This window comes from Citrobacter sp. JUb117 (assembly GCF_024809055.1).
Lineage (GTDB): Bacteria > Pseudomonadota > Gammaproteobacteria > Enterobacterales > Enterobacteriaceae > Citrobacter > Citrobacter gillenii.
In genome coordinates this window covers 300,018-323,645 of record NZ_JANUFB010000006.1, presented here as the reverse complement: position 1 = coordinate 323,645, position 23,628 = coordinate 300,018, and the positions used below count along the sequence as shown (strand labels likewise).

Sequence of the window (23,628 nt, the reverse complement as noted above, 5' to 3'; positions counted from 1 at the left end):
TATCCGGCAGTCCCGCATTACGCCAGCTGACGCAGCATCCGGCGCAATGGTTCCGCAGCCCCCCAGAGCAGCTGATCGCCCACGGTAAAGGCTGACAGGAACTCCGGCCCCATATTCAGCTTACGCAGACGACCGACTGGCGTGGTCAACGTACCGGTAACGGCCGCTGGAGTTAACTCACGCATGGTGATATCCCGATCGTTTGGCACCACTTTCGCCCACGGATTGTGCGCGGCCAGCAGTTCTTCCACGGTCGGAATCGACACATCTTTTTTCAGTTTAATCGTGAACGCCTGGCTGTGGCAGCGCAGTGCGCCGACGCGCACGCACAGACCATCTACCGGGATCACGGAAGACGTGTTAAGAATTTTGTTGGTTTCCGCCTGCCCTTTCCACTCTTCGCGGCTCTGGCCGTTATCGAGCTGTTTGTCGATCCACGGAATCAGGCTCCCGGCCAGCGGGACGCCAAAGTTATCAACCGGCAGGGAGCCGCTACGGGACAGGGTTGTCACTTTACATTCGATATCGAGGATAGCAGAAGAAGGGGTCGCCAGTTCATCGGCCACATGGCTATACAGATGGCCCATCTGCGACAGCAGTTCACGCATATGACGCGCGCCGCCGCCGGAAGCCGCTTGGTAGGTCGCCACGGACACCCAGTCCACCAGATCGTTGGCGAACAGACCGCCGAGTGACATCAGCATCAGGCTAACGGTGCAGTTACCGCCGACAAACGTCTTGATGCCGTTGTTCAGACCATCGGTGATCACATTCTGGTTAACCGGATCGAGAATAATGATGGCATCGTCTTTCATGCGCAGTGAAGAGGCCGCGTCAATCCAGTAACCCTGCCAACCGCTTTCACGAAGCTTTGGATAGATTTCGTTGGTATAATCGCCGCCCTGACAGGTCACAATAATGTCGAGCGCCTTCAACGCATCGAGATCAAATGCATCCTGAAGCATGCCGGTGGAGGTCGCACCAAACGTCGGTGCCGCCTGCCCAAGCTGGGAAGTAGAAAAGAAAACAGGGCGAATGGCGTCGAAGTCGCGTTCTTCTACCATGCGTTGCATGAGTACAGAGCCGACCATACCGCGCCAGCCGATAAAACCAACATTTTTCATAGCGTTTTTTTCCTGCAGAGATGTGTGCTGTGTATGTACGCCATTATCCTGTGACGTATCCTTCACCATACAAAAAGCAGCCAAAGTCGCAAGTGAAATTAATCAATGATAGCGAAGCCATCAGTAATGCGACTTATCCCGCTGCGCTCGCAAGCAGAAAGTCCGCGGTAATTATCAGGGAATTTGAGTTATGAATGAAATCATTTCAGCGGCAGTTTTATTGATCCTGATTATGGATCCACTCGGAAATCTGCCCATTTTCATGTCCGTATTGAAACATACTGAACCGAAACGCCGTCGCGCAATTATGATTCGCGAGCTGTTTATTGCGCTGCTGGTGATGCTGATATTCCTGTTTGCGGGCGAGAAAATTCTGGCATTTCTTAACCTGCGCGCGGAAACCGTCTCCATCTCCGGGGGCATCATTTTGTTCCTGATCGCCATCAAGATGATTTTCCCCAGCGCCACCGGTAACAGCACCGGACTGCCCGCAGGCGAAGAGCCGTTTATCGTTCCACTGGCCATTCCGCTGGTGGCGGGCCCCACCATCCTGGCGTCGTTGATGCTGTTGTCGCATCAGTACCCGAATCAGATGGGACATCTGGTGATTGCCCTGCTGATCGCCTGGGGCGGAACTTTTGTGATTTTATTGCAGTCGTCGCTGTTCCTGCGCCTGCTGGGTGAGAAAGGGGTTAACGCGCTTGAGCGCCTGATGGGGCTGATTCTGGTGATGATGGCAACCCAGATGTTCCTCGATGGCGTACGGATGTGGATGAAGGGGTGACGCACTCATATTACGCCGGGTGGCGGCTTCGCCTGACCCGGCCTACGATGTGGATGTGTGCTCGTTTGTAGGCCCGGTAAGCGCAAGCGCCACCGGGCAACCGTTTTGAAGCTGGAGAGCATGGTATTTCAGAGAACGATTCCGTTCACGTTATGTTCATTGCTTCTCTGAGATCTCGTCACCGGTGAACGTGTTAAGGGGGCTACGCAGCCCCCTTAACAATCCCGGCTCTCCGGCAGGAAAATCGCCGCTTCGCGGTTCCCTCATCTTATTCCTTCCCGCTTCCGGGGACGGGCGCAGGTAGCGTCCATGCAAACAGCGCCCTCGCCGCGCATCCTTGCGTGTCGCCCCGGCGTTAAGGAAACGACTCAGCGATTTTCAGCCGGACCAGCCCACACCTGACCACCTGACCACCTGAGCTTTTACTTGAATACCTCTGAACAGCAAAACGGATATAGCTGAAAGCCAGAGCGCTGAAGCGACACCCTGGTCCGGCTGAAAATCGATGAAGTGTTGACGGCTGACCGGGTCTGCCCGCAGGGATGCGGGCAGAGGGGACGGCCTGCCTCGCGTTATTGCAACCGACCCTGACAGAACCGGTGCCGCATCACCTGCAAGCCAGCCTGACGGTGGAAACATTCCCCACCCGTTCTCCGCTCTTTGAGCCTGAACCCGACCAGATGGGGCGCTACTGTCAGTTATTAACGCACCTGCTGATGAGTAAAACGCTGTCTGACGAGATGGAACGCGTGGCGGGTGACTTACTGCAGGATCTGGTGGAATATTTCGCCGATACGCTAAAAGCGCCGCGCTGGCTGAAAACAGAAGAAGGGTTGGTCGTGCTATAAAAAAGCCGGGTAGCGCTTACCCGGTCTACGGTGTGGAAATGTGCTCGTTTGTAGGCCCGGTAAGCGCAAGCGCCACCGGGCAATGCCCTCAGCTCAATAGCTGGAAAGCAATCATACCGACAATTGCACCGACCGTGCCGAGGATGGTTTCCATCATCGTCCAGGTCTTCAGCGTTTGCGCTTCGGTCGCACCAGTGAACTTACCGAACAGCCAGAAACCGGCGTCATTCACGTGACTGACCACGATAGAGCCACCCGCGATACAGATAGACAGGGCCGCCATCTGCGCGCCGGAGAAGTTCAGCTGTTCAATCACCGGCATCACCAGACCGACCGCCGTTAAGCAGGCCACGGTTGCAGAACCCTGAATGATACGCACCGCCGCTGCCAGCACGAAGCAGGTGATGGCAATCGGCAGGCCCATTCCAGTTAATGCTTCACCCAGTGCCGGACCGACACCAGAATCCACCAGCACCTGCTTGAATACGCCACCAGCACCGATCACCAGCAGAATAATCCCCGCCGGTTGCAGCGCATGACCGCAGATCTCCATCACTTTGTCTTTTGGCATCCCCTGGCGAATGGCCAGGCCGTAAATCGCCACCAGGCACGCCACCAGAATCGCGGTGAACGGGTGGCCGATAAACTCGAACCATTCGTAGGTTGAAGAACCGACCGGCACAAAGCGTGCGGCGATGGTTTTCAGACCCACCAGTACCAGCGGCAGCAGGATCAGCGACAGGCTGAAGCCGAAGGACGGCATTTTGCCTTCACCCAGATGCGGCTCGGTAATGTCTTCCGGCACGTGCAGTTCAACGTAACGGCTGATAAAATTGCCCCACAGCGGCCCGGCGATAATCATGCCCGGGATCGCCGCACACAGGCCAATCAGGATCATCCAGCCAAAGTCGGCGTGCATCTGAGAAGCCAGCAGCATCGGCGCGGGCCCCGGCAGCAGAAACGCCGCCGCTGCCGCCACGCCCGCAAACAGCGGAATGACCAGCTTAACCAGGTTGGTACCGGTGTGGCGCGCCATCGAGAACGCCACGCTTATCAGCAGCACAATCGCCACTTCAAAGAACAACGGTAATGCGCAAATCAGACCGGCCAGACCAATCGCATAGTGCGCGCGGCTGTGACCAAAGGATTTCAGCATTTTGACGGCAATCTGATCGACTGCGCCCGTTTCATGCAAAATCTTACCGAACATGGCACCGAGAGCGACCACAATCGCCAGGAAGCCCAGCGTGCCCCCCATCCCTTTTTCCATGGTGGCCGCGATTTTATCGAGCGGCATACCGGAAAAGAGACCTGCACCAATAGACACCACCATCAAAGCAACGAAGGCGTGCATACGCGCCTTCATTACTAAAAACAGCAGTAATAAAACAGACCCTACTGCTGTTAAAACAAGCGTTAATGTAGTCACTACTTACTGCCTTGGTTTATAACCTCAATGGTGCTCGCTACCACACCGTCCAGTGGTTGATCGATATCCACCACCAGTACATCGCTTTCGTCCGCACCCGGCTCTTCCAGCGCATCGAACTGGGTAACCAGCATCTGCGTTTTGAAGAAGTGACCTTTGCGCGCTTTCAGGCGGCTTTCAATCACGTCGAAGTCCCCTTTCAGGTAGATGAAAGAGAGATTCGGATTGCCTTCGCGAAGCAGGTCGCGATAGTGTTTTTTCAGCGCAGAACACACGATCAGCGAGACCTTGTTGGTACGCTGCATCGCAAAGGCGGCGTCATTGAGCGCCTGTAACCACGGCTTACGGTCGTCGTCGTTCAACGGCTCACCAGCGGCCATTTTCGTGATGTTGCTGCGCGGATGGAGAAAATCGCCATCAAGAAACGCGGCCTGCAGTTGATGCGCCACTTCGCTGGCGACAGCAGATTTACCGCTGCCCGATACGCCCATCAGAACGTAAACGTGGTGATCATGATTAGTCGTGCTCAAAGCGTTGCCCCCACTGGTACAAGAATCAGGAATTGTTACGGGTAACTGTTATCGGTAACATTGTCCAGCCGGACAAATGGAGAAGCAATATCCATTCGTGCTCGAAGTGTATAAGTGTGAGCTACGTCAAACTTGTCGACTTAAATAGATCCGCCCGGTGACAAGGTGAAACCTAAATCTAACATTTTAGGTGTGACTGCTTCACCGCGGATACGCGCCAGCAGACGCTCAGCGCCAATGCTGCCCATCCGTTCACGCGGCGTGAGCACGCTCGCCAGACGCGGTTCCATCACCTGCCCGATGTCATGACCGTGGAAACCAGCAATCGCCATATCATCCGGAATTTTCAGCCCTAAGCGCTGGCATTCAAATGCCGCCCCGACCGCCAGGTCATCGTTAGTACAGAACACACCGTCCAGCTGCGGGTATTCACGCCGCGCCTGACGGATAAGCTCAATACCAGACGAATAGGAAGAAGATTGTTCCACCATCACGCTATACGGCACCAGACCGGCGTCGCGCATGGCCTGCTCGTAGCCCCTCTGTTTGATGATAGTTCGTTCATCCAGACGCGCTCCCAGATAGGCAATGTGGCGATGCCCACGCGCGATAATGGCGGCGGTCATCTGGCGGGCGGCTTCGAAGTTGTCAAAACCGACGGCGATATCAAGACACGGAGACTGGCTGTCCATCAGTTCAACCACCGGGATCCCCGCCACTTCGATCATTTTCAACGTACGCGGGGTGTGGCTGCGTTCGGTGAGGATCAGGCCATCGATATTCCACGATAGCATTGACTCCAGACGTTCCTGCTCCATCTCGGGCTTATAGCCGTAGTGCGCCAGCATGGTCTGATAACCGTGGCGGTCAGTCACGGCCTCAATGCCGCGTAACACTTCAGCAAAAACCTGGTTGGTGAGAGAGGGTAACAGCACGCCGATAGCACGACTGGTAGCATTTGAAAGGATATCAGGAGCACGATTGGGAATATAACCCAGCTCATCAAGTGCAGCGGCAATTTTGCCCCGCAGCGCCACGGAGACCTGCTCCGGGTTGCGCAAAAAGCGACTGACCGTCATTTTGGTCACGCCCACGCGGTCGGCTACATCCTGAAGTACGGGTCTTTTCTTTTTCATCGTCCTGAAGCGTTAAAAAGGGATAGATTCCCCGAGTTTACCACGGACGTGCGGATTTAATGACAAACGATGAAAAGCCGGATGGCGACGCTGTCGCGTCTTATCCGGCCTACAAGGGTTACAGCACGTTATACAGGCGGCAGGTCAAACAGTAATACTTCGCTGTCGCTGTCGGCATGAATCGAAATGGCCTGTTCATCCCAGATTGCCAGACCATCACTGGTGGACGCTTTGGTTCCGTTGATGGTGACATTGCCTTTCACGACCTGGATCCACACGCGGCGTTCCGCGGCTATCTGATGTACCGATTGCTCATCTTTGAGCAGCGCCCAGCGGTACAGCTCCATATCCTGGTAAACCTTCAGCGAACCGTCACGCGCATCCGGCGACAGCACCAGCTGTTTGCCCTGCGCGGCATCAAAACGGCGCTGCTCGTAGCGTGGCGTAATGCCGTTTTCCTGCGGAATGATCCAAATCTGATACAGGTGCAGCTTCTCGGTGTCGCTTGGGTTGTACTCCGAGTGACGGATCCCCGTCCCGGCGCTCATAATCTGGAATTCACCTGCAGGTACCTGCTCTTTATTACCCATGCTGTCCTGATGCTCCACCGCACCTTCCAGTACGTAGGTCAGGATTTCCATGTCTTTATGGGGATGCGTACCAAAGCCCTGGCCTGCGTCGATCACGTCATCGTTAATCACGCGCAGTGCCGAGAACCCCATAAAATTCGGGTCATAGTAGTTGGCAAACGAAAAGGTATGCCAGGAATCGAGCCAGCCATGATTTGCATGACCACGGTCGTTTGCTTTGCGTAAGAAGATCATTGTGTTCACCCCCAGATGTTTTCGATGGAGTCAGTGTGGACTCAATCACTCAGGGATCATAGAGGGTGAAAATTGACGCCTCTGTTCAAAAAAAATGAACAAGCCCAGAGGCGTCACTTAGCGCTATTTGGCGAGGGTTATCGTGGCAGGCGTTGCCTGTTCAAAGGCGCGCTCGAGGATCTCGAGGTTAGTAAGAACGTCAGATTCCTTGACGTAATTAGGCATACCGGTGGTCAGCGACTGATACAGCGCATCATAGATGCGGCCGTAGTCGCCCACTTCCGGTTTCATCTCTTCTTTCACCGTGATGCCATCATCGTTGACATATTCCAGCACACCCACTGAATCATCGGCGGCAAAACCGGGTTCCCCCGGCATAATATTGGCCTTCAGGCTGGTCTCCTGCTGGTCGATACCGTACTTCACAAACGAGCCTTTAGTGCCGTGAACGATAAACTTCGGATAGTCGATTTTCACCAGGTGGCTGGTTTTGACGATAGCCTTCAGGTCACCGTAGAACAGCTGCGCTTCAAAGGTATCATCAGGATTCGCTTTGTTGCGCAGGCTACGGATGTCATAGGCAACGTGGTCGGGGCGACCAAACAACGAGATAATTTGGTCCATGGTGTGTACGCCCAGCCCATAGAATGCGCCGTCCTGCGGCAGACCCGGCTGGGTTTCCACCACCGGGCGGTAGTAGTCAAAATGGCTCTCCACTTCAACAATCTCGCCCAACTTGCCGCTCTCAATCGCCTTTTTGGCAGTGAGGAAGCAGGAATCGAAGCGACGATTCTGGTACGGCGTAACGATCAGCCCCTTGCTTTGCGCCAGTTCGAACAGCGCTTTTGCCTCTGCCAGTGTTGGTGTGAACGGTTTCTCCACCAGCACGTTTTTACCCGCTTCCAGCGCACGCTTTGCGTATTCAAAGTGACTGTCTGCATGTGTGCAGACGATCACCAGCTTCACCTGCGGATCGTTTAATACCTCGTCGAGGTCGCTGGTAAAGTGGATGTGTGAATATTGCGGTGCCTGCTCTTCCGGCTTGGCGTGACGACGGAAGATATGCGCCACGTGCCAGCTGTCTTTGCGGTTGAGAACGTACGGTAAATGGTAGCGGGTGGTACTTTTACCAAACCCAATGAATGCGCAGTGTAAGGTCATGAGGCAATCCTTTTGAAGGTGATTACCTACACCATAGCGCAAAGTGGGGGGAGACTGAATCCATCCTGTCATCGTGCCGGATGCGGCGTGGCCTTATCCGGCCTACAAAAGCAGTAGCCTCAAGATCGGCCGGCGGCGTCGCGGTCAGTTTGTTCACGGCAAGCGTGCAGGGCCCGGAGCGTACTAAATGTACGTGAGGAGCACGAGCACTTCCCGGGGACAAAATGGCAAGTAAGCCAAGCTGAAACAAAACCCCAAAAAAAAAGCCAGCAAAAGCTGGCTAAAGTAATACTGGAAGCAATGTGAGCAATGTCGTGCTTTCAGGTTCTCCGTAGGGTTCCCCTGAACGCAGAGCAATAATAATCATTCTCATTCGCACTTGTCTACTTCTTTTTGCAAAAAAATGCAGTTGACGGATTTTTCTTTCTCAGCGAGTGTAAATACACAATTAACCCTGCAGGAGATAAGGAATGAGTGAGATAGTGATACGCCACGCTGAAAAGAAAGATTACGACGCCATTCGTCAAATCCATGCCCAGCCGGAGGTGTATCACAATACGCTACAGGTTCCTCATCCTTCCATGGAGATGTGGCAAGAACGGCTCGCCGAGCGCACCGGTGTCAAACAACTGGTTGCCTGCATTGATGATATTGTCGTGGGGCACTTATGCATTGAAGTCACCCAGCGCCCGCGCCGCAGTCACGTCGCTGATTTTGGGATCTGCGTAGATGCCCGCTGGCAAAATCGCGGCGTCGCCAGCGCGCTCATCCGCACCATGATCGACATGTGCGACAACTGGCTGCGCGTCGAGCGCATTGAGCTGACGGTGTTTGTCGATAATGAGCCTGCTGTGGCGGTGTACAAAAAGTATGGCTTTGAAATCGAAGGGACCGGTAAGAAATATGGCCTGCGCAACGGTGAGTACGTTGATGCGTACTTTATGGCGCGCGTGAAGTAATGGTTGGGCGAGTCATCTCGCCCTTTTTATTGAAAGGACGCATCGTGAAAAAGGTTTTATCGCTGGTTCTGCTGGCAACGATTTCCCCCGGCTACGCCACGACCGTACAAAATGTGGATTCCATCCCCAACGCCATTCAACATCCGGAAGGTAAGCAGATTTTCGCCGAGCAAATGATGGGGGCAACGCCCGCCAAAGGGTTTGGTGAACTGCCGCAAGGGTTAGAGGTGGCGCAATGGATTAGCTGGGTTGCGCCGAATGAAGACCCCAAAAACCTGATTATGACCGGTGCCAAAGCCTGGGGCAAAAACGGGAAATACATTGGCGTCGCCTGTTTTGCCGATAATCAGGCAGAGGCAGAACAAACCAGGAAACGCGCAGATAACGGCTGTCCGGAAAATTACAGCACCAGCCGCGTCAATAAATTATATCTCGGCGTTTTTTCCTGGCAGAATCAACAGTTGCAGCCGATCGCACGTTCAGAAAAACCGCTGGACCAGCTCTCAACGTGGAATGAAAACGCCGAAGCGCAGAGTGATGATGAGTCCGTCAAACCGCTGGCTTATTACACCAAACTGGATCTGGCCCCTTATCGGATCGCACCCGATACCCTGGCATTCGGGGTACGCGGCGGGTACTCAAATGCGTATTCCGGCGGCGGTGCATTTTATGAAGTGCTGGAGCTCTACGCGATTAAAGACAACAAGATAATCAACGTGTTTTCCAACCTTGTTTACCAATATCAGGATATCGCCGGGGACTGGAATCAGGACGGAACACGACAGCACGACATCAGCGAAAGTAAGTACATCCTGAAAATACGCGCGGCAAAGACCGCCGGTTTTTATGACGTAGAGCGTGTTAACCTTGAGGATAAAAGCAGTCGCATATATCGCTGGTCTGAATCACAGCAACAGTACGTTCCCTAGCTGACAGATAAGGCCTACAGCGTATAGCACGATGTAGGCCATCCACCTTAGTACCCCGCCGTTAAATCATCCACGGAGCGTGGGTCAGACGCGCCATACAGTGCGCCATCCGGCCCGACCATAATGCTCTGGGTGCTGCCCATCGCCTCTTTGAGCGCGACTTTTTGCCCTTTCTGTTCTAACAGTTTGATGGTGTCCGGGCTGAAGCCTTTCTCGATGCGCAGCTCATCCGGCAACCACTGATGATGGAAACGCGGTGCATTGGTGGCTTCGGCGACGTTCATTCCAAAATCAATGCTGTTGACCACCATTTGCAGCACAGTAGTGATAATACGACTGCCGCCAGGGCTGCCGGTAACCAGCCAGGTTTTACCGTCTTTCACTACGATGGTCGGCGACATGGACGACAGCGGGCGCTTATTCGGCCCTACCGCGTTGGCATCACCGCCCACCAGCCCGTAAACGTTCGGGACACCCGGTTTGGCAGAGAAGTCATCCATTTCGTTATTGAGCAGAATACCGGTGTTACCCGCCACAATACCGGTGCCGAAGGTGGTGTTCAGGGTATAGGTCACCGCCACGGCGTTGCCGTCTTTATCCACCACCGAGAAGTGGGTGGTTTGGTTACTTTCGTACGGGGCAAGCTTGCCCGGTTTGATCTGACTGGAGGGTTTGGCTTTATTGATATCGATCTGCTCGGCAAGCGATTTGGCATACGCTTTGTTGGTCAGCGCCTGCCACGGTACCTTCACAAAATCCGGATCGCCAAGGTATTCAGAGCGGTCGGCGTAAGCATACTTCTCCGCCTCCGCCATCACCTGCATGGCATCGGCGCTGCCAAATCCGTATTTCTTCATATCGAAGTTTTCGAGAATATTAAGGATCTGCACAATATGAATACCGCCAGAGGACGGGGGCGGCATCGAGAAGACCTGGTACCCGCGATAGTCGCCGCTAATCGGTTTACGCTCCACGGCTTTATAAGCGGCTAAATCGTCTTTGCTCATCAGCCCGCCGTTCTTCTTCATCTCCTCGGCTATCTGATCGGCAATCGCCCCTTTATAAAACGCATCCGGGCCATTCTCGGCAATCATCTCGAGGCTTTTCGCCAGGTTTTTCTGTACCAGCTTGTCGCCCTTTTTCAGCGGTTCGCCGTCTTTCCAGAAAATAGCTTTGCTGTTCTCGTGGTTGGGGATCACTTCACTGCCGTACGTTTTGAGATCGTCAGCCAGCGCATCGTTTACCACAAACCCCTCTGCCGCCAGCTTCATCGCCGGGCGTACCACTTTGTTGAGCGGCAGGGTGCCGTATTTCTCCAGCGCCAGCGAGAATCCGGCCACGGTCCCCGGCGTGCCGGAAGCCAGATGCGAGGTTAGCGATTTTTTACTGTCCGGATTGCCCTGATCGTCGAGGAACATATCACGCGTGGCGTTAGCCGGCGCCATTTCACGGAAATCGATAGCGGTCGTATTCCCGTCTTTGGTGCGCAGCAGCATAAATCCACCGCCGCCCAGGTTCCCCGCCTGGGGATGCGTCACCGCCAGTGCATACCCCACGGCCACGGCAGCATCTACCGCGTTACCCCCCTGCTTTAAGATATCTACCCCAACCTGCGTGGCCATCGCATCCACGGAGGCAACCATCCCCTGCTGCGCGCGCACGGGATGGAACACATCTTCTTCCACGCCATATGATACTGGCGGCGCAGCCGGTGCGGCAGCCGCGCTGAAACAGCTTCCTGAGAGCAGAGCAGCAATGGCTACCCGGCGTATAAACGTCGGTTTTATCATCGTTATTCTCCAGATGTACGGGGGTCTGCCCCCACTAAGCCTGGTGCATAACTCTGAAATAACCATCGTAACGACGAGAAAGGAGTAAACTAAAGAGATCCCCGAGAGGAGAAAAGCGATGAAACGACTCTTGATTTTAGCCATGCTATTGCCGTTTGCAGGCTTTGCACAGCCCATCAACACCATGAACAACCCGAATCAACCGGGTTATCAGATCCCGAGTCAGCAGCGGATGCAGACACAAATGCAATCACAGCAAATTCAGCAGAAAGGGATGCTGAACCAACAGTTGCAGACGCAGACGCGCATGCAACAGCAGCATATGGAAAATCAGATCAACACCAATTCCCAGCGCGTGCGCCAGTCTCAGCCGGGGGAGTTGAATACCAGCCAACAGCAAATGCTACCCAACAACAACGGTGGGATGCTAAACACCAACCGCAATCCGGACAGCACGCTGAATAAACAGCAGCAAATGCTGTCGGAGAAAAAGAACGGCGACATGCTTAAGCCCTCCAGCACGCCGCAGCCTAACGTGCCGTTAAAAACGATTGGGCCTTAATAGGGCTGAAAATCCGGCCCAATGACATCAATGGCATCGGTACAGATGCAATCCACCCCCCAGCGCAATAGCTCTGCCGCGCGCTGGGGACGGTTGACGGTGTACACCAGAATGCGTAACCCGGCATCACGTATCGCATCGACACGCGCTTCATCCAGCAGCGTATAGTTTAGATGAAGAGAAACGCAGCCCAGCCGCGACGTGAGTTCGCGCCAGTCGTCACGCCATTCATCAAGCAGCAGCCCGCGCGGCAGTTCCGGTGCGGCCTGCTGTGCAGCTTCAAGAGCCTCAATGTCAAAGGATGACAGCAGCGGCGGCGTCATGTCAGCCCAGAGTTCACGCGCTGCCAGCGCAACGGCTCTGCCGGTGAGTGCCTCGCTACCCGTAGTGGGTTTAATCTCAATATTGGCCATCATGCGATGCTGACGGCAGCGGTCCGCCACCTGAGAAAGCAACGGCAACGGCTCGCCTTTGAACTCGCCGCTAAACCAGCCCCCGGCATCAACGCGCAGCAGATCCTGCCAGTTCAGCTCCCCTGCGACGCCCCAGCCGTTGCTGGTGCGTTCAAGGTTGTCGTCGTGCAGTAAGAAGATCTCGCCATCTTTTGACAATTTCGCGTCAAATTCGATCATGGTATGCCCGAATCGCGCCCCCACATCGATTGCCGCCAGCGTGTTTTCCGGGGCCAGTTTACCGCCACCACGATGGGCGACAATATGGGGATAAGGCCAGTTACTCATACTCGTTGTCCTGTTTCGCCATCAAAGAGATGCATATGGTTTTCGGGCAGATGCAGCCACAGCGTGCTGCCTGCCGTCGGGCGATGCTGATGCGCCAGCCGCACCACCAGTTTCTGCTCGCCCCAGCGTCCGTGGGCCAGGTTATCCGCGCCCAGCATTTCCAGAGTGTCTAGCACCTGCGGCACGCCGCCTTCGGCCTGCGAGCTTAGCGCAATATGCTCCGGGCGGATACCCAACGTCATGTTACGCCCAATATGGCGTGAATAATCCTTGCCGAGGGGCAACATCATGCCGCTATCCAGCTCAAAATGATGGCCCGTGGCGCTGATACGCCCGTCCAGAAGGTTCATGGCCGGACTGCCGATAAAGCTCGCCACAAAGCGGCTGGCCGGTTTTTCGTACACCTCAACCGGCGTACCGATTTGCTCGGCGACGCCTTTGTTCATCACCAGTACCCGCTGGGCAAGGGTCATAGCTTCGACCTGATCGTGGGTTACGTAAAGTGAGGTGGTTTTCAGTCGCCGGTGCAGATGTTGTAACTCCAGACGCATCTGCACGCGCAGCTTGGCATCAAGGTTGGAAAGCGGCTCATCAAACAGGAATACTGCCGGTTCGCGCACAATCGCCCGTCCCATCGCCACACGCTGACGCTGGCCACCGGAAAGCTCGCGTGGGCGACGTTTGAGCAGTTCGCTCAGCTCAAGGATACGCGCGGCATCGTTCACACGCTCGGCAATGTGCGCTTTGCTCATGCCGCGAATTTTCAACCCCCAGGCCATGTTTTCTTCCACACTCATATGCGGGTAGAGCGCGTAATTCTGGAACACCATCGCAATACCGCGATCTTTCGGCTCCATCTCGGTGACGCGCTTATTTTCAATCCAGATATCGCCGCTGCTCACCCGCTCCAGTCCGGCGACCATCCGCAGCAGCGTAGACTTACCGCAGCCGGACGGCCCGACCATTACAATAAACTCCCCGTCCGCAACGTCCAGCGTCAGCGGTTTAATCACCTGGGTTTTACCGTCCCAGCTTTTGGTTACTGCCTGTAGTTTTAAACCAGCCATTTTATTTCTCACTATCGACCAGGCCACGCACAAACGCGCGCTGCATGGCTAACACGATGATTACCGGAGGGATAAGCGTTAGCAGCATAGCTGCCATCACGTGGTTCCACTGCGTCGTACCTTCACCGGTGGCGATCATGCCTTTGATACCCGCCACCGCCGTGCCCAGGTTCACGTCGGTAATAATCAACAACGGCCACAGATACTGGTTCCAGCCGTAAATAAAGGTGATGACGAACAGCGCCGCCAGATTGGTTTTTGACAGCGGCAGCACGATGTCGCGGAAAAAACGCATCGGTGATGCGCCGTCAATACGCGCCGCTTCCACCAGCTCATCTGGCAGGGTCATAAAGAACTGGCGGAACAGGAAGGTCGCGGTGGCGGATGCCATCAGCGGCAGCGTCAGACCTGCGTAGCTGTCGAGCATTTTCAGGTTGGCGATCACCTCTACCGTCGGGAAAATTCGCACCTCCACCGGCAGCATCAACGTAATAAAAATCATCCAGAAGAACAGATTACGCAGCGGAAAGCGAAACCAGACGATGGCGAATGCGGAGAGCATCGACACTGTGATTTTCCCCAGCGTAATGCTGAACGCCATGATGAAACTGTTGAGCATCATCAACCAGAATGGTGCGCTGTTCACGCCCACCCCGTTGACCCAGATAGTGTGCATGTTATCCAGCAGATGGGTTCCGGGGACCAGCGTCATCGGCGTGTCATATACCGCCTGGTTGTCCAGCGTCGCCGCCACAAACGCAACGTACAGCGGGAACAGGATCACCATGATCCCCAGAATCAGCAGGGTATGGCTGAATATTGTCAGCCAGCGACGGTTCTCAATCATTGGTAAAGCACCTTACTTTCCACATAGCGGAACTGCACCACGGTCAAAATAATAACGAGGAACATCAGCACCACCGATTGTGCAGCGGAAGACGCCAGATCCAGCCCGACAAATCCTTCACGGTAGATCTTATAAATCAGCGTGGTCGTCGCCTGCACCGGTCCGCCCGCCGTGGCGGCATCAATCACCGGGAAGGTGTCAAAGAAGGCGTAAACCAGATTCACCACCAGCAGGAAAAAACTCACCGGGGCAATCAGCGGCAACGCCAGCTTGAAGAAGCGCCGGATTGGACCCGCACCGTCAATCGCCGCGGCTTCTATCAGCGAGCGAGGAATAGACTGTAATGCGGCAAAGAAGAACAGGAAGTTGTAACTAATCTGCTTCCAGACCGAGGCAAATACCACGAGGAACATGGCCTGGCCGCTGTTTTGCGCATGATTCCAGTCATAGCCAAACTCACCGAGAAAATGCGTAATCAACCCGCGCCCTGGATTAAACAGAAAGATCCACAGCACCGCAGCGACGGCAGGGGCCACCGCGTAAGGCAGCAGCATCAGCGTCTGGTAGAAACGGCTGCCGCGCACCACGTAATTCACCAGCGCGGCAAAAAACAGCGACACCAACAGACCGCTTACCGTGACTAACGTACTGAACTTGATGGTGGTCCAGAACGAATCAAGGTAGTACGGGTCATGAAACAGCGCGACAAAATTATCCAGCCCCACGAACTGGCTGGAAAAACCAAATGGATCGACGCTTTGTAGCGAATACCACAGCGCTTCACCCGCAGGCCAGATAAAGAAAATAAGGGTGATAGCCAGCTGCGGGGCCACCAATAAATAGGGTAGCCAGCGCGAGCGGAACACCGGTCGGGATGAGGACATGACAGTTATTTTCCTGGAAGGTGCCGGATGGCGGTGCAAGCACCTTATCCGGCCTACAAACGCTGTAGGCCTGATAAGCGCAGCGCCATCAGGCACTTATACACTTAAGATTTGGTCGACTGCTCGAAGCGACGCAGTAACTGGTTGCCGCGCTCAACGGCGGTATCCAACGCTTGCTGTGGGGTTTTCTTACCGGTCCAGACGCTTTCCAGTTCCTCATCCACGATGGTGCGGATCTGCGGCATATTGCCCAAGCGCAGTCCTTTGGTGAACGGCAACGGTGGCTTGTTCAGCATTTGACGCGTGGCGGTATCCGCCCCCGGGTTCTTGTCATAGAAGCCCTGTTCGCGGGTCAGATCGTAGGCGGCGGTGGTGATCGGCAGATAGCCCGTTTTCTGGTGCCATTCAGCCGCAATTTCAGGCTTCGCCAGGAAGTTAAGGAACTGCGCTACGCCAGCGTAGGTTTCTTTGTCTTTACCCTGCATCACCCACAGGCTCGCACCGCCGATAATCGCGTTCTGCGGGGCACCCTTCACGTCGGCATCGTACGGCATCATACCGACGCCATAGTTGAATTTCGCATAGTGACGGATGTCGGCCAGAGAGCCGGAAGAAGCAGTGGTAATCGCACAGTCACCGCTGTAAAACTTCTCGGTGGATTCATCTTTGCGCCCGAAGTAGCTGAAATCACCCTTCTTGTTTAGCTCTTGCAGCAGTGCAATATGTTTCACCTGCTCCGGCTTATTAAACTCCAGCACCGCATCGGTACCGTCAAAACCATTGTTTTTAGTGGCGACCGGCAAACCGTTCCAGGCACTAAAGTTTTCAATCTGGATCCACCCCTGCCAGCCGCTGGCATAGCCGCACTTCATGCCTGCAGCCTTCAACTTCGCGGTGTACTCCGCCAGGTCCTGCCAGGTTTTTGGCGGCTGTTCAGGGTCTAAACCGGCTTTTTTGAAGGCATCTTTGTTGTAGTACAGCACCGGGGTGGAGCTGTTAAACGGCTGGGAGAGCAAATGTCCGGTTTTAGAGTCGGTGTAATAACCGGAAACCGTCGGCACAAACTGAGACTCATCAAAGTTAATTCCGGCCTCTTTGAACACTTCATAGACCGGCTTAATTGCCTTTGAGGCCATCATGGTTGCCGTCCCGACTTCGTAAACCTGCAGCAGAGCAGGCGCGTTACCGGTACGGAATGCGGCGATCCCCGCGCTCAGGCTCTGCTCATAGTTGCCTTTGTACTGCGGAACGATTTTGTAGTCGGGATTGGATTCATTAAAACGTTGCGCCAGTGAATCAACTTCTTTACCCAGTTCGCCTTCCATTGAATGCCAGAACGGGATAGTGGTGACGGCCAGTGCCTGACCTGCAAATGCCAGGCTGATTGCCAGTCCTAAAGCTGTATGTCGTAACGATTTCATCGGTTATCTCTCTTGTTGTGCCGGATGCGCGATATCACGCGTTTTATGCTCGCGGGGGTAACATGACATGCTCGAATGACAGAAAAATAACTTTTTTATTACAAAAAAAAGATAGTAAGGCGACAGAGAGATGGCAAGGCAGTGAAGGCGTAGTGACAGGAAAATGCGGGGTGGTGCACAACAAAGCCGGGTAGTGGTGATGTCTTACCCGGCCTACGGAGGGATTTTATCAGTCCAGTAAAATCAGGAAGATTGCGCGAAAATAAATTCCAGCGCCAAACCCAGGATCTGCATACCATGGATGTTTTCTTCCGGAGATATCGCCACCAGGCTTTCCAGAAACTTGAGTTGGCGTGACTGGGCGTTAATGATGCGTTTTCCCCGTAACGCAGGAAGTTTCAGCGAAGAGATGGGATAAACCACGCGACCACAGACTTCCACCGGCAGATTGCGCAGATCGACCTGCTGGAGCACTCCTACAGAGGAATGCAGCAGCGCAACTGGCGTAACGGCAAGCAACAGCGTTGCCGGCCTTAATCTCTACGCCAGCGTCGTTCGTACTCATTCTGTAAACGCTGCTGCTCCCGCCGCTCACGCTCACGCTGGATATCCGATTTTTCATCTTCCCAACTCGGGCACACCGAGCTGGTGAATACTTCGCAGGGCGAGTTGGATTGTGCTAACGGATTGGTGGTTTTTTCTTCCCAGATAGCGGGATCGCGCGGGTCGAACGTTTGCGGCTTCAATGCCTGAGCGCTGGATGAGAGCGCCAAAAACAGACTTCCAATCATCATGCAGGTGCCAGAACGTCGCATCCTTTCTCCTTGTTCATTTTATTATTGATAATTATTCTCAATAATAACATGGAGCAATAAAAAGGGGCCACATCGGCCCCTGGTCTATTTCAAGAAATATTACCCGCCCAGATAGGCGCTGCGCACCGCTTCGTTGGCCAGCAGCGCATCGCCGGTGTCCTCCAGAACCACATGACCGTTTTCCAGCACGTAGCCGCGATCGGCGAGCTTCAGCGCCTGATTGGCGTTCTGCTCGACGAGGAAGATGGTCATCCCCTGCTCACGCAGCTGTTCGATGGTGTTAAAGATCTGCTGGATGATAATCGGCGCCAGCCCCAGAGATGGTTCATCAAGCAGCAGCAGACGTGGCTGGCTCATCAGCGCGCGGCCAATCGCCAGCATCTGCTGTTCACCGCCGGACATGGTGCCCGCCCGTTGAATACGACGCTCATGCAGGCGTGGGAACAGGTCATACACCCACTTGATACGTTCCTGAAACTGGTTGCGTTCAACAAAGAAGCCACCCATTGCCAGGTTCTCTTCCACCGTCATGCGCGAAAACACGCGACGCCCTTCCGGGACAATCGCCACCGCTTCACGCATGATTTTCGCCGTCTGCCAGTCGGTGATGTCTTTACCATCAAAAACAATGCGCCCGCTGGTCGCTCGCGGATCGCCGCACAATGTGCCGAGCAGCGTGGTTTTACCCGCACCGTTGGCACCGATTAACGTCACGATCTCACCCTGATTGATATACAGACTGACGTCGTGCAGCGCCTGGATCTTTCCGTAGTGGGCGTTCACCTTGTCAAACGTTAACATCGCTTTTTCCATCTTTTGGCTCGCCCCCATTATGCTTCACCTAAATAGGCGCGGATGACATCCGGGTTATTACGAATCTGTTCCGGCGTCCCATTTGCCAGCGGCGTGCCCTGGTTCACCACATAGATACGGTCTGAAATCCCCATCACCAGCTTCATGTCATGTTCAATCAACAAGATTGAAGTGTTGTGATGATTACGCAGCTCAGCAATCAGCTCATCCAGCTCTTTAGTCTCTTTCGGGTTGAGCCCCGCGGCAGGTTCGTCGAGCATCAGGATTTCCGGCTGGGTCACCATGCAACGAGCAATCTCCAGACGACGCTGGTCACCATAGGCCAGGTTACTGGCCTGACGGTTGGCGTGTTCCAGCAGACCGATACGCTCAAGCCAGGTGGCAGCACGGTCCAGCGCTTCGCTCTGGGCACGACGGAAAGACGGGGTTTTCAGCAATCCGGAGAAGACACCGGTTTTCAGCTGTTGGTGTTGCGCCACCAGCAGGTTTTCAATCACCGTCATCTCGCGGAACAGACGCACGTGCTGGAAGGTGCGCACCACGCCCATGCGGGCAATTTGCTGGCCCGGCAGCCCTTCCAGATGCTGATCGCGCAGCTTGATCGTCCCCCCCGTCGGCTTGTAAAAACCGGTCAGACAGTTGAAAACTGTGGTTTTACCCGCACCGTTTGGCCCGATTAACGAGACAATTTCCTGCGGCCTCAGTTCCAGTTCAACGTTGTTGACCGCCAGCAGACCGCCGAAGCGCATCATCAGGCCGTTCACGGATAATAATGGCTGACTCATGCCTGCTCTCCTTCTTTCGCTTGCCCGTTTTTCAACTTCAACTGTGGACGGGTCATCGGCAGAAGCCCCTGTGGGCGCCAGATCATCATCAGTACCATCAAACCACCGAGCATCAACATGCTGTATTCATTGAAATCACGCATCAGTTCGCGTGACACCACCAGCAGGATGGCCGCCAGGATCACCGCAAACTGCGACCCCATGCCACCGAGGACTACAATCGCCAGTACGAAGGCCGATTCAGCAAAAGTGAAAGACTCCGGACTAACGAAGCCCTGACGCGCGGCGAACAGCGTGCCGGCAAAGCCGGCAAACGCGGCACTGATGGTAAAGGCGGTCAGCTTGATACGTGTTGGGTTTAAACCCAGCGAGCGGCAGGCGATTTCATCTTCACGCAAGGCTTCCCACGCGCGGCCCAGCGGCATACGCAGCAGGCGGTTTATGACAAACAGTGAGAAAACCACCAGCAGCAACGCCACCAGATAGAGGAAAATCACACGGTCAGACGGGTCATACTTCACGCCGAAGAAGTTGCTGAAGGTATCCCAGCCGCCTTCGCGGGCGCTACGGCTGAACTCGAGACCGAAGAGAGTCGGTTTCGGGATCTGGCTGATGCCGTTCGGGCCACCGGTCACTTCAGTATTGTTCAGCAACAGAATACGGACGATCTCACCAAAACCTAAGGTCACAATCGCCAGATAGTCACCGCGCAGACGCAGTACCGGGAAGCCGAGCAGGAAACCCGCTGCCGCAGAGACCAGGCCTGCCAGCGGCAGGCAGGTCCAGAAACCAAGACCGTAATAGTGGTTCAACAGCGCGAAGGTGTAAGCACCGATAGCATAAAAACCCCCGTAGCCCAGCACCAGCAGACCAGAAAGCCCCACCACTACGTTTAAGCCCAGACCGAGGATGATATAGATCATCGTCAGGGTGGCGATATCGACCGTGCCGCGTGAGACCATAAACGGCCACGCTACGGCAATCACCAGCAGCGCCACCAGGAACAGTTTTTGTTTGACGGTGGAGCCGTCAATCGCCGGCAGAATAAACTTCGGGCCGGAAACTCGCTTCATGCTGTGCTGGAAAGCCGGGCGCAGCAGCTGGAACAGAAAAACGACTCCGGTGCCGATAAACACCCACTGCCAGCGAATATCACTGGCGACATCAACGACCAGCTTGGTGCCATCCAGCTCTAACTGAACGCCCATAAAGACGCCCGCGAGGATGAAAAACATGGCGGCAGAGAGCAGCGCCATCGCAACGTGCATTGGTTTCATACTTTCTCTACCTCCGGGCGACCCAGAATACCGGTCGGCATCACCAGCAGCACGATAATCAGCAGTGCAAACGACACCACGTCTTTGTATTCCGTACTCAGATACGCAGAGGAAAGCGCTTCCGCTACACCCAGAATCAGACCGCCAATCATCGCCCCAGGGATGCTACCGATGCCACCCAGTACGGCGGCGGTAAAGGCTTTCATCCCGGCCATAAAGCCGATATACGGGTTGATAACGCCGTAGAATTGACCGAGCAGCACGCCCGCCACTGCCGCCATCGCCGCACCGATCACAAAAGTCAGCGCAATCACGCGGTCAGTGTTAATACCGAGCAGGCTGGCCATTTTCAGATCTTCTGCACAGGCGCGACACGCACGGCCCATACGCGAGTAGCGGATGAAAATCGTCAGCGCCAGCATGGCTACAAAGGTCACAACCCAGATAACCGCCTGCATGGTCGTAATGGAGGCAGAGAAGTTTTCGCTACTGCCGATGGTCCACTGGCCGTTAAACAGGCTGGGCAGCGCCACATCGCGCGAGCCTTCGGTCAGGCTGACGTAGTTTTGCAGGAAGATGGACATCCCGATGGCGGAAATCAGCGCAATCAGGCGCTTGGAGCTGCGCACGGGCCGGTATGCCACGCGTTCAATACTCCAGCCGTAGGCGCTGGCAATCACGATAGCGCCGACGAATCCGGCCGCTACCAGCAGCCAGCTGGTATCAATACCCATCATCATTAGCGCAGCGATGATCATAAAGGAGACATAGCTGCCGATCATATACACCTCGCCGTGGGCGAAGTTGATCATGCCGATAATGCCGTACACCATCGTGTAACCGATAGCGATCAGCGCGTAGGTGCTTCCCAGCGTGACGCCGTTAAACATCTGCTGTAAGAAATAGAGGAACTGCTCGGACATATGCAAACCTTTTCATACCCGCCCGGCATCACCGGGCGGTGGGATAATTATTTGGCTACCGAGGACGACCCGTCGGCGTGCCACTGGAAGACACCAAACTCAAATCCCTTTAGATCGCCTTTTTCATCCCAATTCAGCGGCCCAATCACGGTATCAGCCCCGTGTGCTTTTAAATCTTTCACCAGATCCAGCGGTTCTTTGCTGCCGCTGCGATCCAAAGCGGTTGCCAGCGACTGCACAGCGGCGTAGGTGATCCACACATATGGTCCGGTCGGATCTTTCTTGTCCGCTTTGAGCGCATCGACGATAGCCTTATTCGCCGGATCCTGGTCATAGCGTTTTGGCATGGTCACCAGCATGCCTTCGCCTGCCTCGCCCGCGATGTTGGACAGTGACGCATTACCCACGCCTTCTGGTCCCATAAACTGCGTTTTCAGGCCCACAGAGCGTGCCTGACGCAGCATTTGTCCCATTTCCGGGTAGTAGCCGCCGTAATAAACGAAGTCGATGTTTTCTTTCTTCAGACGGGCAATCAGCGCAGAAAAATCTTTTTCTCCGGCAGTGATCCCATCAAAGAAGACGATATTGGCTTTGCCCGCTTTCAGGCTGTCTTGTACCGAGCGCGCCAGTCCTTCACCGTACTGCTGCTTATCATGGAGGATGGCAATACGCTGAGGCTTAACCGTCTCAAGAATATATTTCGCCGCGGTGGGTCCCTGAGAGGAGTCCAGACCGGCCGTACGCATGATGTGCGCATAACCGCGCTGCGTCAGTTCCGGGTTGGTGGCACCCGGGGAAATCATCAGGATGCCTTCATCTTCGTAGATGTCGGATGCAGGTTGAGTCGACGATGAGCACAGGTGACCAATCACATACTGAATGCCGTCGTTAACGATTTTATTCGCCACGGCCACCGCCTGTTTTGGATCGCAGGCGTCGTCATATTCCACGCCCACCAGCTTGTCGCCTTTGATGCCACCTTTGGCATTAATATCTTTAATCGCCTGACGCGCGCCATTGAATTCCATATCGCCCCACTGCGCGACCGGACCTGACATTGCCCCGACCACAGCGACTTTGATCTCCTCCGCCATAGCCGTGTGCGACATTGCCAGTGCGATTACCCCTGCGATGATTGTCTTCGCATTCCTTTTCATTCCTGAATCCCCATTCGTGATGTTGTGTATTTATTTTGTATTTATATGGTTAAAAAGCAGACTGTGCTTTTTTTGAACTGTACTATTTTTACCAGTCTGATTAATGGTTTAGCACAGTTTTTTAAGCAAATTATCGCTAAAATCTCTATTTTTCAGTCGATTAAGAAAAGATAATATTCTGCTTTTCACTATAGATAAACAAAAAAAAGCACGTTTGTCAGCATAAAATAATGGCACAAAGAGCGGAATAAAATGCTGCATCCCAGGGTAATATCCTGCCTGTTTTTCAATGCCTAATGTTTCAAACTGTAATTATCGTTGTTATAAAATTAATCACCTGGTTATTCACATAAAAAAGAGAAAGCGTCCGGGGGAATTATTTCGGTACACTGATTTCATCTTTTGTGATTTGGACACGCTGTCAATGAAGCTGACCATCATTCGTTTAGAAAACTTTAGTGCTCAGGACAACATTGATCTGGGCAAAATCTGGCCGGAATATTCCGCCTCATCTCTACGCGTCGATGACGCTCACCGGATCTATGCTGCGCGGTTTAATGAGCGCCTGTTAGGCGCAGTACGCGTCACCCTGAGCGGTACGCAAGGCGCGCTGGATTCCTTACGCATACGCGAAATCACCCGCCGTCGCGGCGTCGGGCAGTATTTGATCGAAGAAGTGATCCGCGAAAAACCTGACGTGAGTTCATGGTGGATGGCAGATGTAGGCGTGGAAGACCGCGGCGTGATGGCCGCATTTATGCAGGCATTAGGGTTTAGCGCACAGGCGGATGGCTGGGAGAAACGGTAATAAAAAAGCCGGATG

The 23,628-nt window shown here is 54.4% G+C and carries 23 protein-coding genes and 2 pseudogenes; 6 read left to right on the top strand and 19 right to left on the bottom strand.

Going from position 1 to position 23,628, the window contains the following annotated elements; all coding sequences use genetic code 11:
• Window positions 1–17: 17 nt before the first annotated feature.
• Window positions 18–1,124, bottom strand: coding sequence for an aspartate-semialdehyde dehydrogenase (gene asd / locus M2374_RS16000; protein ID WP_181688680.1), 1,107 nt, complete (start codon window positions 1,122–1,124; stop codon window positions 18–20).
• A 190-nt stretch (window positions 1,125–1,314) separates the two neighbouring features.
• Between asd and yhgN the strand changes: the two genes are divergently transcribed.
• Both yhgN and M2374_RS15990 read left to right on the top strand, forming a co-directional pair.
• The gene (yhgN, locus tag M2374_RS15995; protein WP_003023480.1) at window positions 1,315–1,908 is read left to right on the top strand and encodes an NAAT family transporter YhgN; all 594 of its coding nucleotides are present in this window, start codon (window positions 1,315–1,317) and stop codon (window positions 1,906–1,908) included.
• Window positions 1,909–2,465: 557 nt separating this feature from the next.
• Window positions 2,466–2,756 (top strand): annotated as a pseudogene (locus M2374_RS15990) (hypothetical protein); the annotation flags it as partial.
• A gap of 88 nt (window positions 2,757–2,844) precedes the next feature.
• On the opposite strand, the gene gntU reads toward M2374_RS15990, so the two are convergent.
• The 5 genes from gntU to M2374_RS15965 form a co-directional block, all read right to left on the bottom strand.
• Entirely contained in the window at window positions 2,845–4,185 is a 1,341-nt protein-coding gene (gene gntU / locus M2374_RS15985; RefSeq protein ID WP_115257284.1) for a gluconate transporter, read from the bottom strand.
• Window positions 4,185–4,715 carry a gluconokinase gene (gene gntK, locus M2374_RS15980; protein WP_096759246.1) on the bottom strand — a complete coding sequence of 177 codons (531 nt, stop codon included), beginning with the start codon at window positions 4,713–4,715 and terminating at the stop codon, window positions 4,185–4,187. The genes gntU and gntK overlap by 1 nt, the downstream gene beginning before the upstream one ends.
• A 140-nt stretch (window positions 4,716–4,855) precedes the next feature.
• Window positions 4,856–5,851 carry a gluconate operon transcriptional repressor GntR gene (gene gntR, locus M2374_RS15975; protein ID WP_096759245.1) on the bottom strand — a complete coding sequence of 332 codons (996 nt, stop codon included), beginning with the start codon at window positions 5,849–5,851 and terminating at the stop codon, window positions 4,856–4,858.
• A gap of 128 nt (window positions 5,852–5,979) precedes the next feature.
• Window positions 5,980–6,675, bottom strand: coding sequence for a quercetin 2,3-dioxygenase (yhhW, locus tag M2374_RS15970; RefSeq protein WP_115257283.1), 696 nt, complete (start codon window positions 6,673–6,675; stop codon window positions 5,980–5,982).
• A 123-nt stretch (window positions 6,676–6,798) separates the two neighbouring features.
• Window positions 6,799–7,836: an oxidoreductase gene (locus tag M2374_RS15965; protein ID WP_181688679.1), complete on the bottom strand. Its 1,038-nt coding sequence runs from the start codon at window positions 7,834–7,836 to the stop codon at window positions 6,799–6,801.
• A 470-nt stretch (window positions 7,837–8,306) separates the two neighbouring features.
• On the opposite strand from M2374_RS15965, the gene yhhY reads away from it, so the two are divergent.
• On the top strand, window positions 8,307–8,795 hold the full coding sequence (gene yhhY, locus M2374_RS15960) for an N-acetyltransferase (RefSeq protein ID WP_096759242.1): 489 nt from the start codon (window positions 8,307–8,309) through the stop codon (window positions 8,793–8,795).
• Between the two features lie 44 nt (window positions 8,796–8,839).
• Window positions 8,840–9,724 (top strand): hypothetical protein, encoded by an 885-nt coding sequence (locus tag M2374_RS15955; protein WP_135911279.1) that lies wholly within the window; start codon window positions 8,840–8,842, stop codon window positions 9,722–9,724.
• A 47-nt stretch (window positions 9,725–9,771) separates the two neighbouring features.
• On the opposite strand, the gene ggt is transcribed toward M2374_RS15955, so the two are convergent.
• The gene (ggt, locus tag M2374_RS15950; RefSeq protein ID WP_096759239.1) at window positions 9,772–11,514 is read right to left on the bottom strand and encodes a gamma-glutamyltransferase; all 1,743 of its coding nucleotides are present in this window, start codon (window positions 11,512–11,514) and stop codon (window positions 9,772–9,774) included.
• A 118-nt stretch (window positions 11,515–11,632) separates the two neighbouring features.
• Here ggt and M2374_RS15945 point away from each other — a divergent pair, with 118 nt between their 5' ends.
• On the top strand, window positions 11,633–12,076 hold the full coding sequence (locus tag M2374_RS15945) for a DUF2756 family protein (RefSeq protein ID WP_096759238.1): 444 nt from the start codon (window positions 11,633–11,635) through the stop codon (window positions 12,074–12,076).
• On the opposite strand, the gene ugpQ is transcribed toward M2374_RS15945, so the two are convergent.
• The 12 genes and pseudogenes from ugpQ to livK form a co-directional block, all read right to left on the bottom strand.
• Complete coding sequence (gene ugpQ, locus M2374_RS15940) at window positions 12,073–12,816, bottom strand: glycerophosphodiester phosphodiesterase (RefSeq protein ID WP_115257276.1); 744 nt, start codon at window positions 12,814–12,816, stop codon at window positions 12,073–12,075. The two genes, M2374_RS15945 and ugpQ, sit on opposite strands and share 4 nt — an antisense overlap.
• The gene (locus tag M2374_RS15935; protein ID WP_174361254.1) at window positions 12,813–13,883 is read right to left on the bottom strand and encodes a sn-glycerol-3-phosphate import ATP-binding protein UgpC; all 1,071 of its coding nucleotides are present in this window, start codon (window positions 13,881–13,883) and stop codon (window positions 12,813–12,815) included. Before M2374_RS15935 ends, ugpQ begins: the two co-directional genes overlap by 4 nt.
• A gap of 1 nt (window position 13,884) precedes the next feature.
• Window positions 13,885–14,730, bottom strand: a complete 846-nt coding sequence (gene ugpE / locus M2374_RS15930) for a sn-glycerol-3-phosphate ABC transporter permease UgpE (RefSeq protein ID WP_115257274.1) — start codon at window positions 14,728–14,730, stop codon at window positions 13,885–13,887.
• On the bottom strand, window positions 14,727–15,614 hold the full coding sequence (gene ugpA / locus M2374_RS15925) for a sn-glycerol-3-phosphate ABC transporter permease UgpA (protein WP_259155270.1): 888 nt from the start codon (window positions 15,612–15,614) through the stop codon (window positions 14,727–14,729). Before ugpA ends, ugpE begins: the two co-directional genes overlap by 4 nt.
• Window positions 15,615–15,718: 104 nt before the next feature.
• Window positions 15,719–17,035 (bottom strand): sn-glycerol-3-phosphate ABC transporter substrate-binding protein UgpB, encoded by a 1,317-nt coding sequence (gene ugpB / locus M2374_RS15920; protein ID WP_096759233.1) that lies wholly within the window; start codon window positions 17,033–17,035, stop codon window positions 15,719–15,721.
• 243 nt (window positions 17,036–17,278) lie between these two features.
• Window positions 17,279–17,548: pseudogene (locus M2374_RS15915) on the bottom strand (dTDP-glucose pyrophosphorylase); the annotation flags it as partial.
• Window positions 17,549–17,568: 20 nt separating this feature from the next.
• A complete protein-coding gene (locus M2374_RS15910; RefSeq protein WP_115257272.1) occupies window positions 17,569–17,850 on the bottom strand; it encodes a hypothetical protein in 282 nt (93 codons plus the stop codon).
• A 99-nt stretch (window positions 17,851–17,949) separates the two neighbouring features.
• The gene (gene livF / locus M2374_RS15905) at window positions 17,950–18,663 is read right to left on the bottom strand and encodes a high-affinity branched-chain amino acid ABC transporter ATP-binding protein LivF (protein WP_096759502.1); all 714 of its coding nucleotides are present in this window, start codon (window positions 18,661–18,663) and stop codon (window positions 17,950–17,952) included.
• Window positions 18,664–18,680: 17 nt separating this feature from the next.
• Window positions 18,681–19,448: a high-affinity branched-chain amino acid ABC transporter ATP-binding protein LivG gene (gene livG / locus M2374_RS15900; RefSeq protein WP_096759231.1), complete on the bottom strand. Its 768-nt coding sequence runs from the start codon at window positions 19,446–19,448 to the stop codon at window positions 18,681–18,683.
• A complete protein-coding gene (gene livM / locus M2374_RS15895) occupies window positions 19,445–20,725 on the bottom strand; it encodes a branched chain amino acid ABC transporter permease LivM (RefSeq protein WP_096759230.1) in 1,281 nt (426 codons plus the stop codon). The genes livG and livM overlap by 4 nt, the downstream gene beginning before the upstream one ends.
• Window positions 20,722–21,648: a high-affinity branched-chain amino acid ABC transporter permease LivH gene (gene livH / locus M2374_RS15890; RefSeq protein ID WP_096759229.1), complete on the bottom strand. Its 927-nt coding sequence runs from the start codon at window positions 21,646–21,648 to the stop codon at window positions 20,722–20,724. The genes livM and livH overlap by 4 nt, the downstream gene beginning before the upstream one ends.
• Before the next feature lie 47 nt (window positions 21,649–21,695).
• Entirely contained in the window at window positions 21,696–22,805 is a 1,110-nt protein-coding gene (gene livK / locus M2374_RS15885) for a high-affinity branched-chain amino acid ABC transporter substrate-binding protein LivK (protein WP_115257271.1), read from the bottom strand.
• Between the two features lie 424 nt (window positions 22,806–23,229).
• On the opposite strand from livK, the gene panM reads away from it, so the two are divergent.
• Window positions 23,230–23,613, top strand: a complete 384-nt coding sequence (gene panM, locus M2374_RS15880; RefSeq protein ID WP_181688678.1) for an aspartate 1-decarboxylase autocleavage activator PanM — start codon at window positions 23,230–23,232, stop codon at window positions 23,611–23,613.
• The last annotated feature ends 15 nt before the right edge of the window (window positions 23,614–23,628 follow it).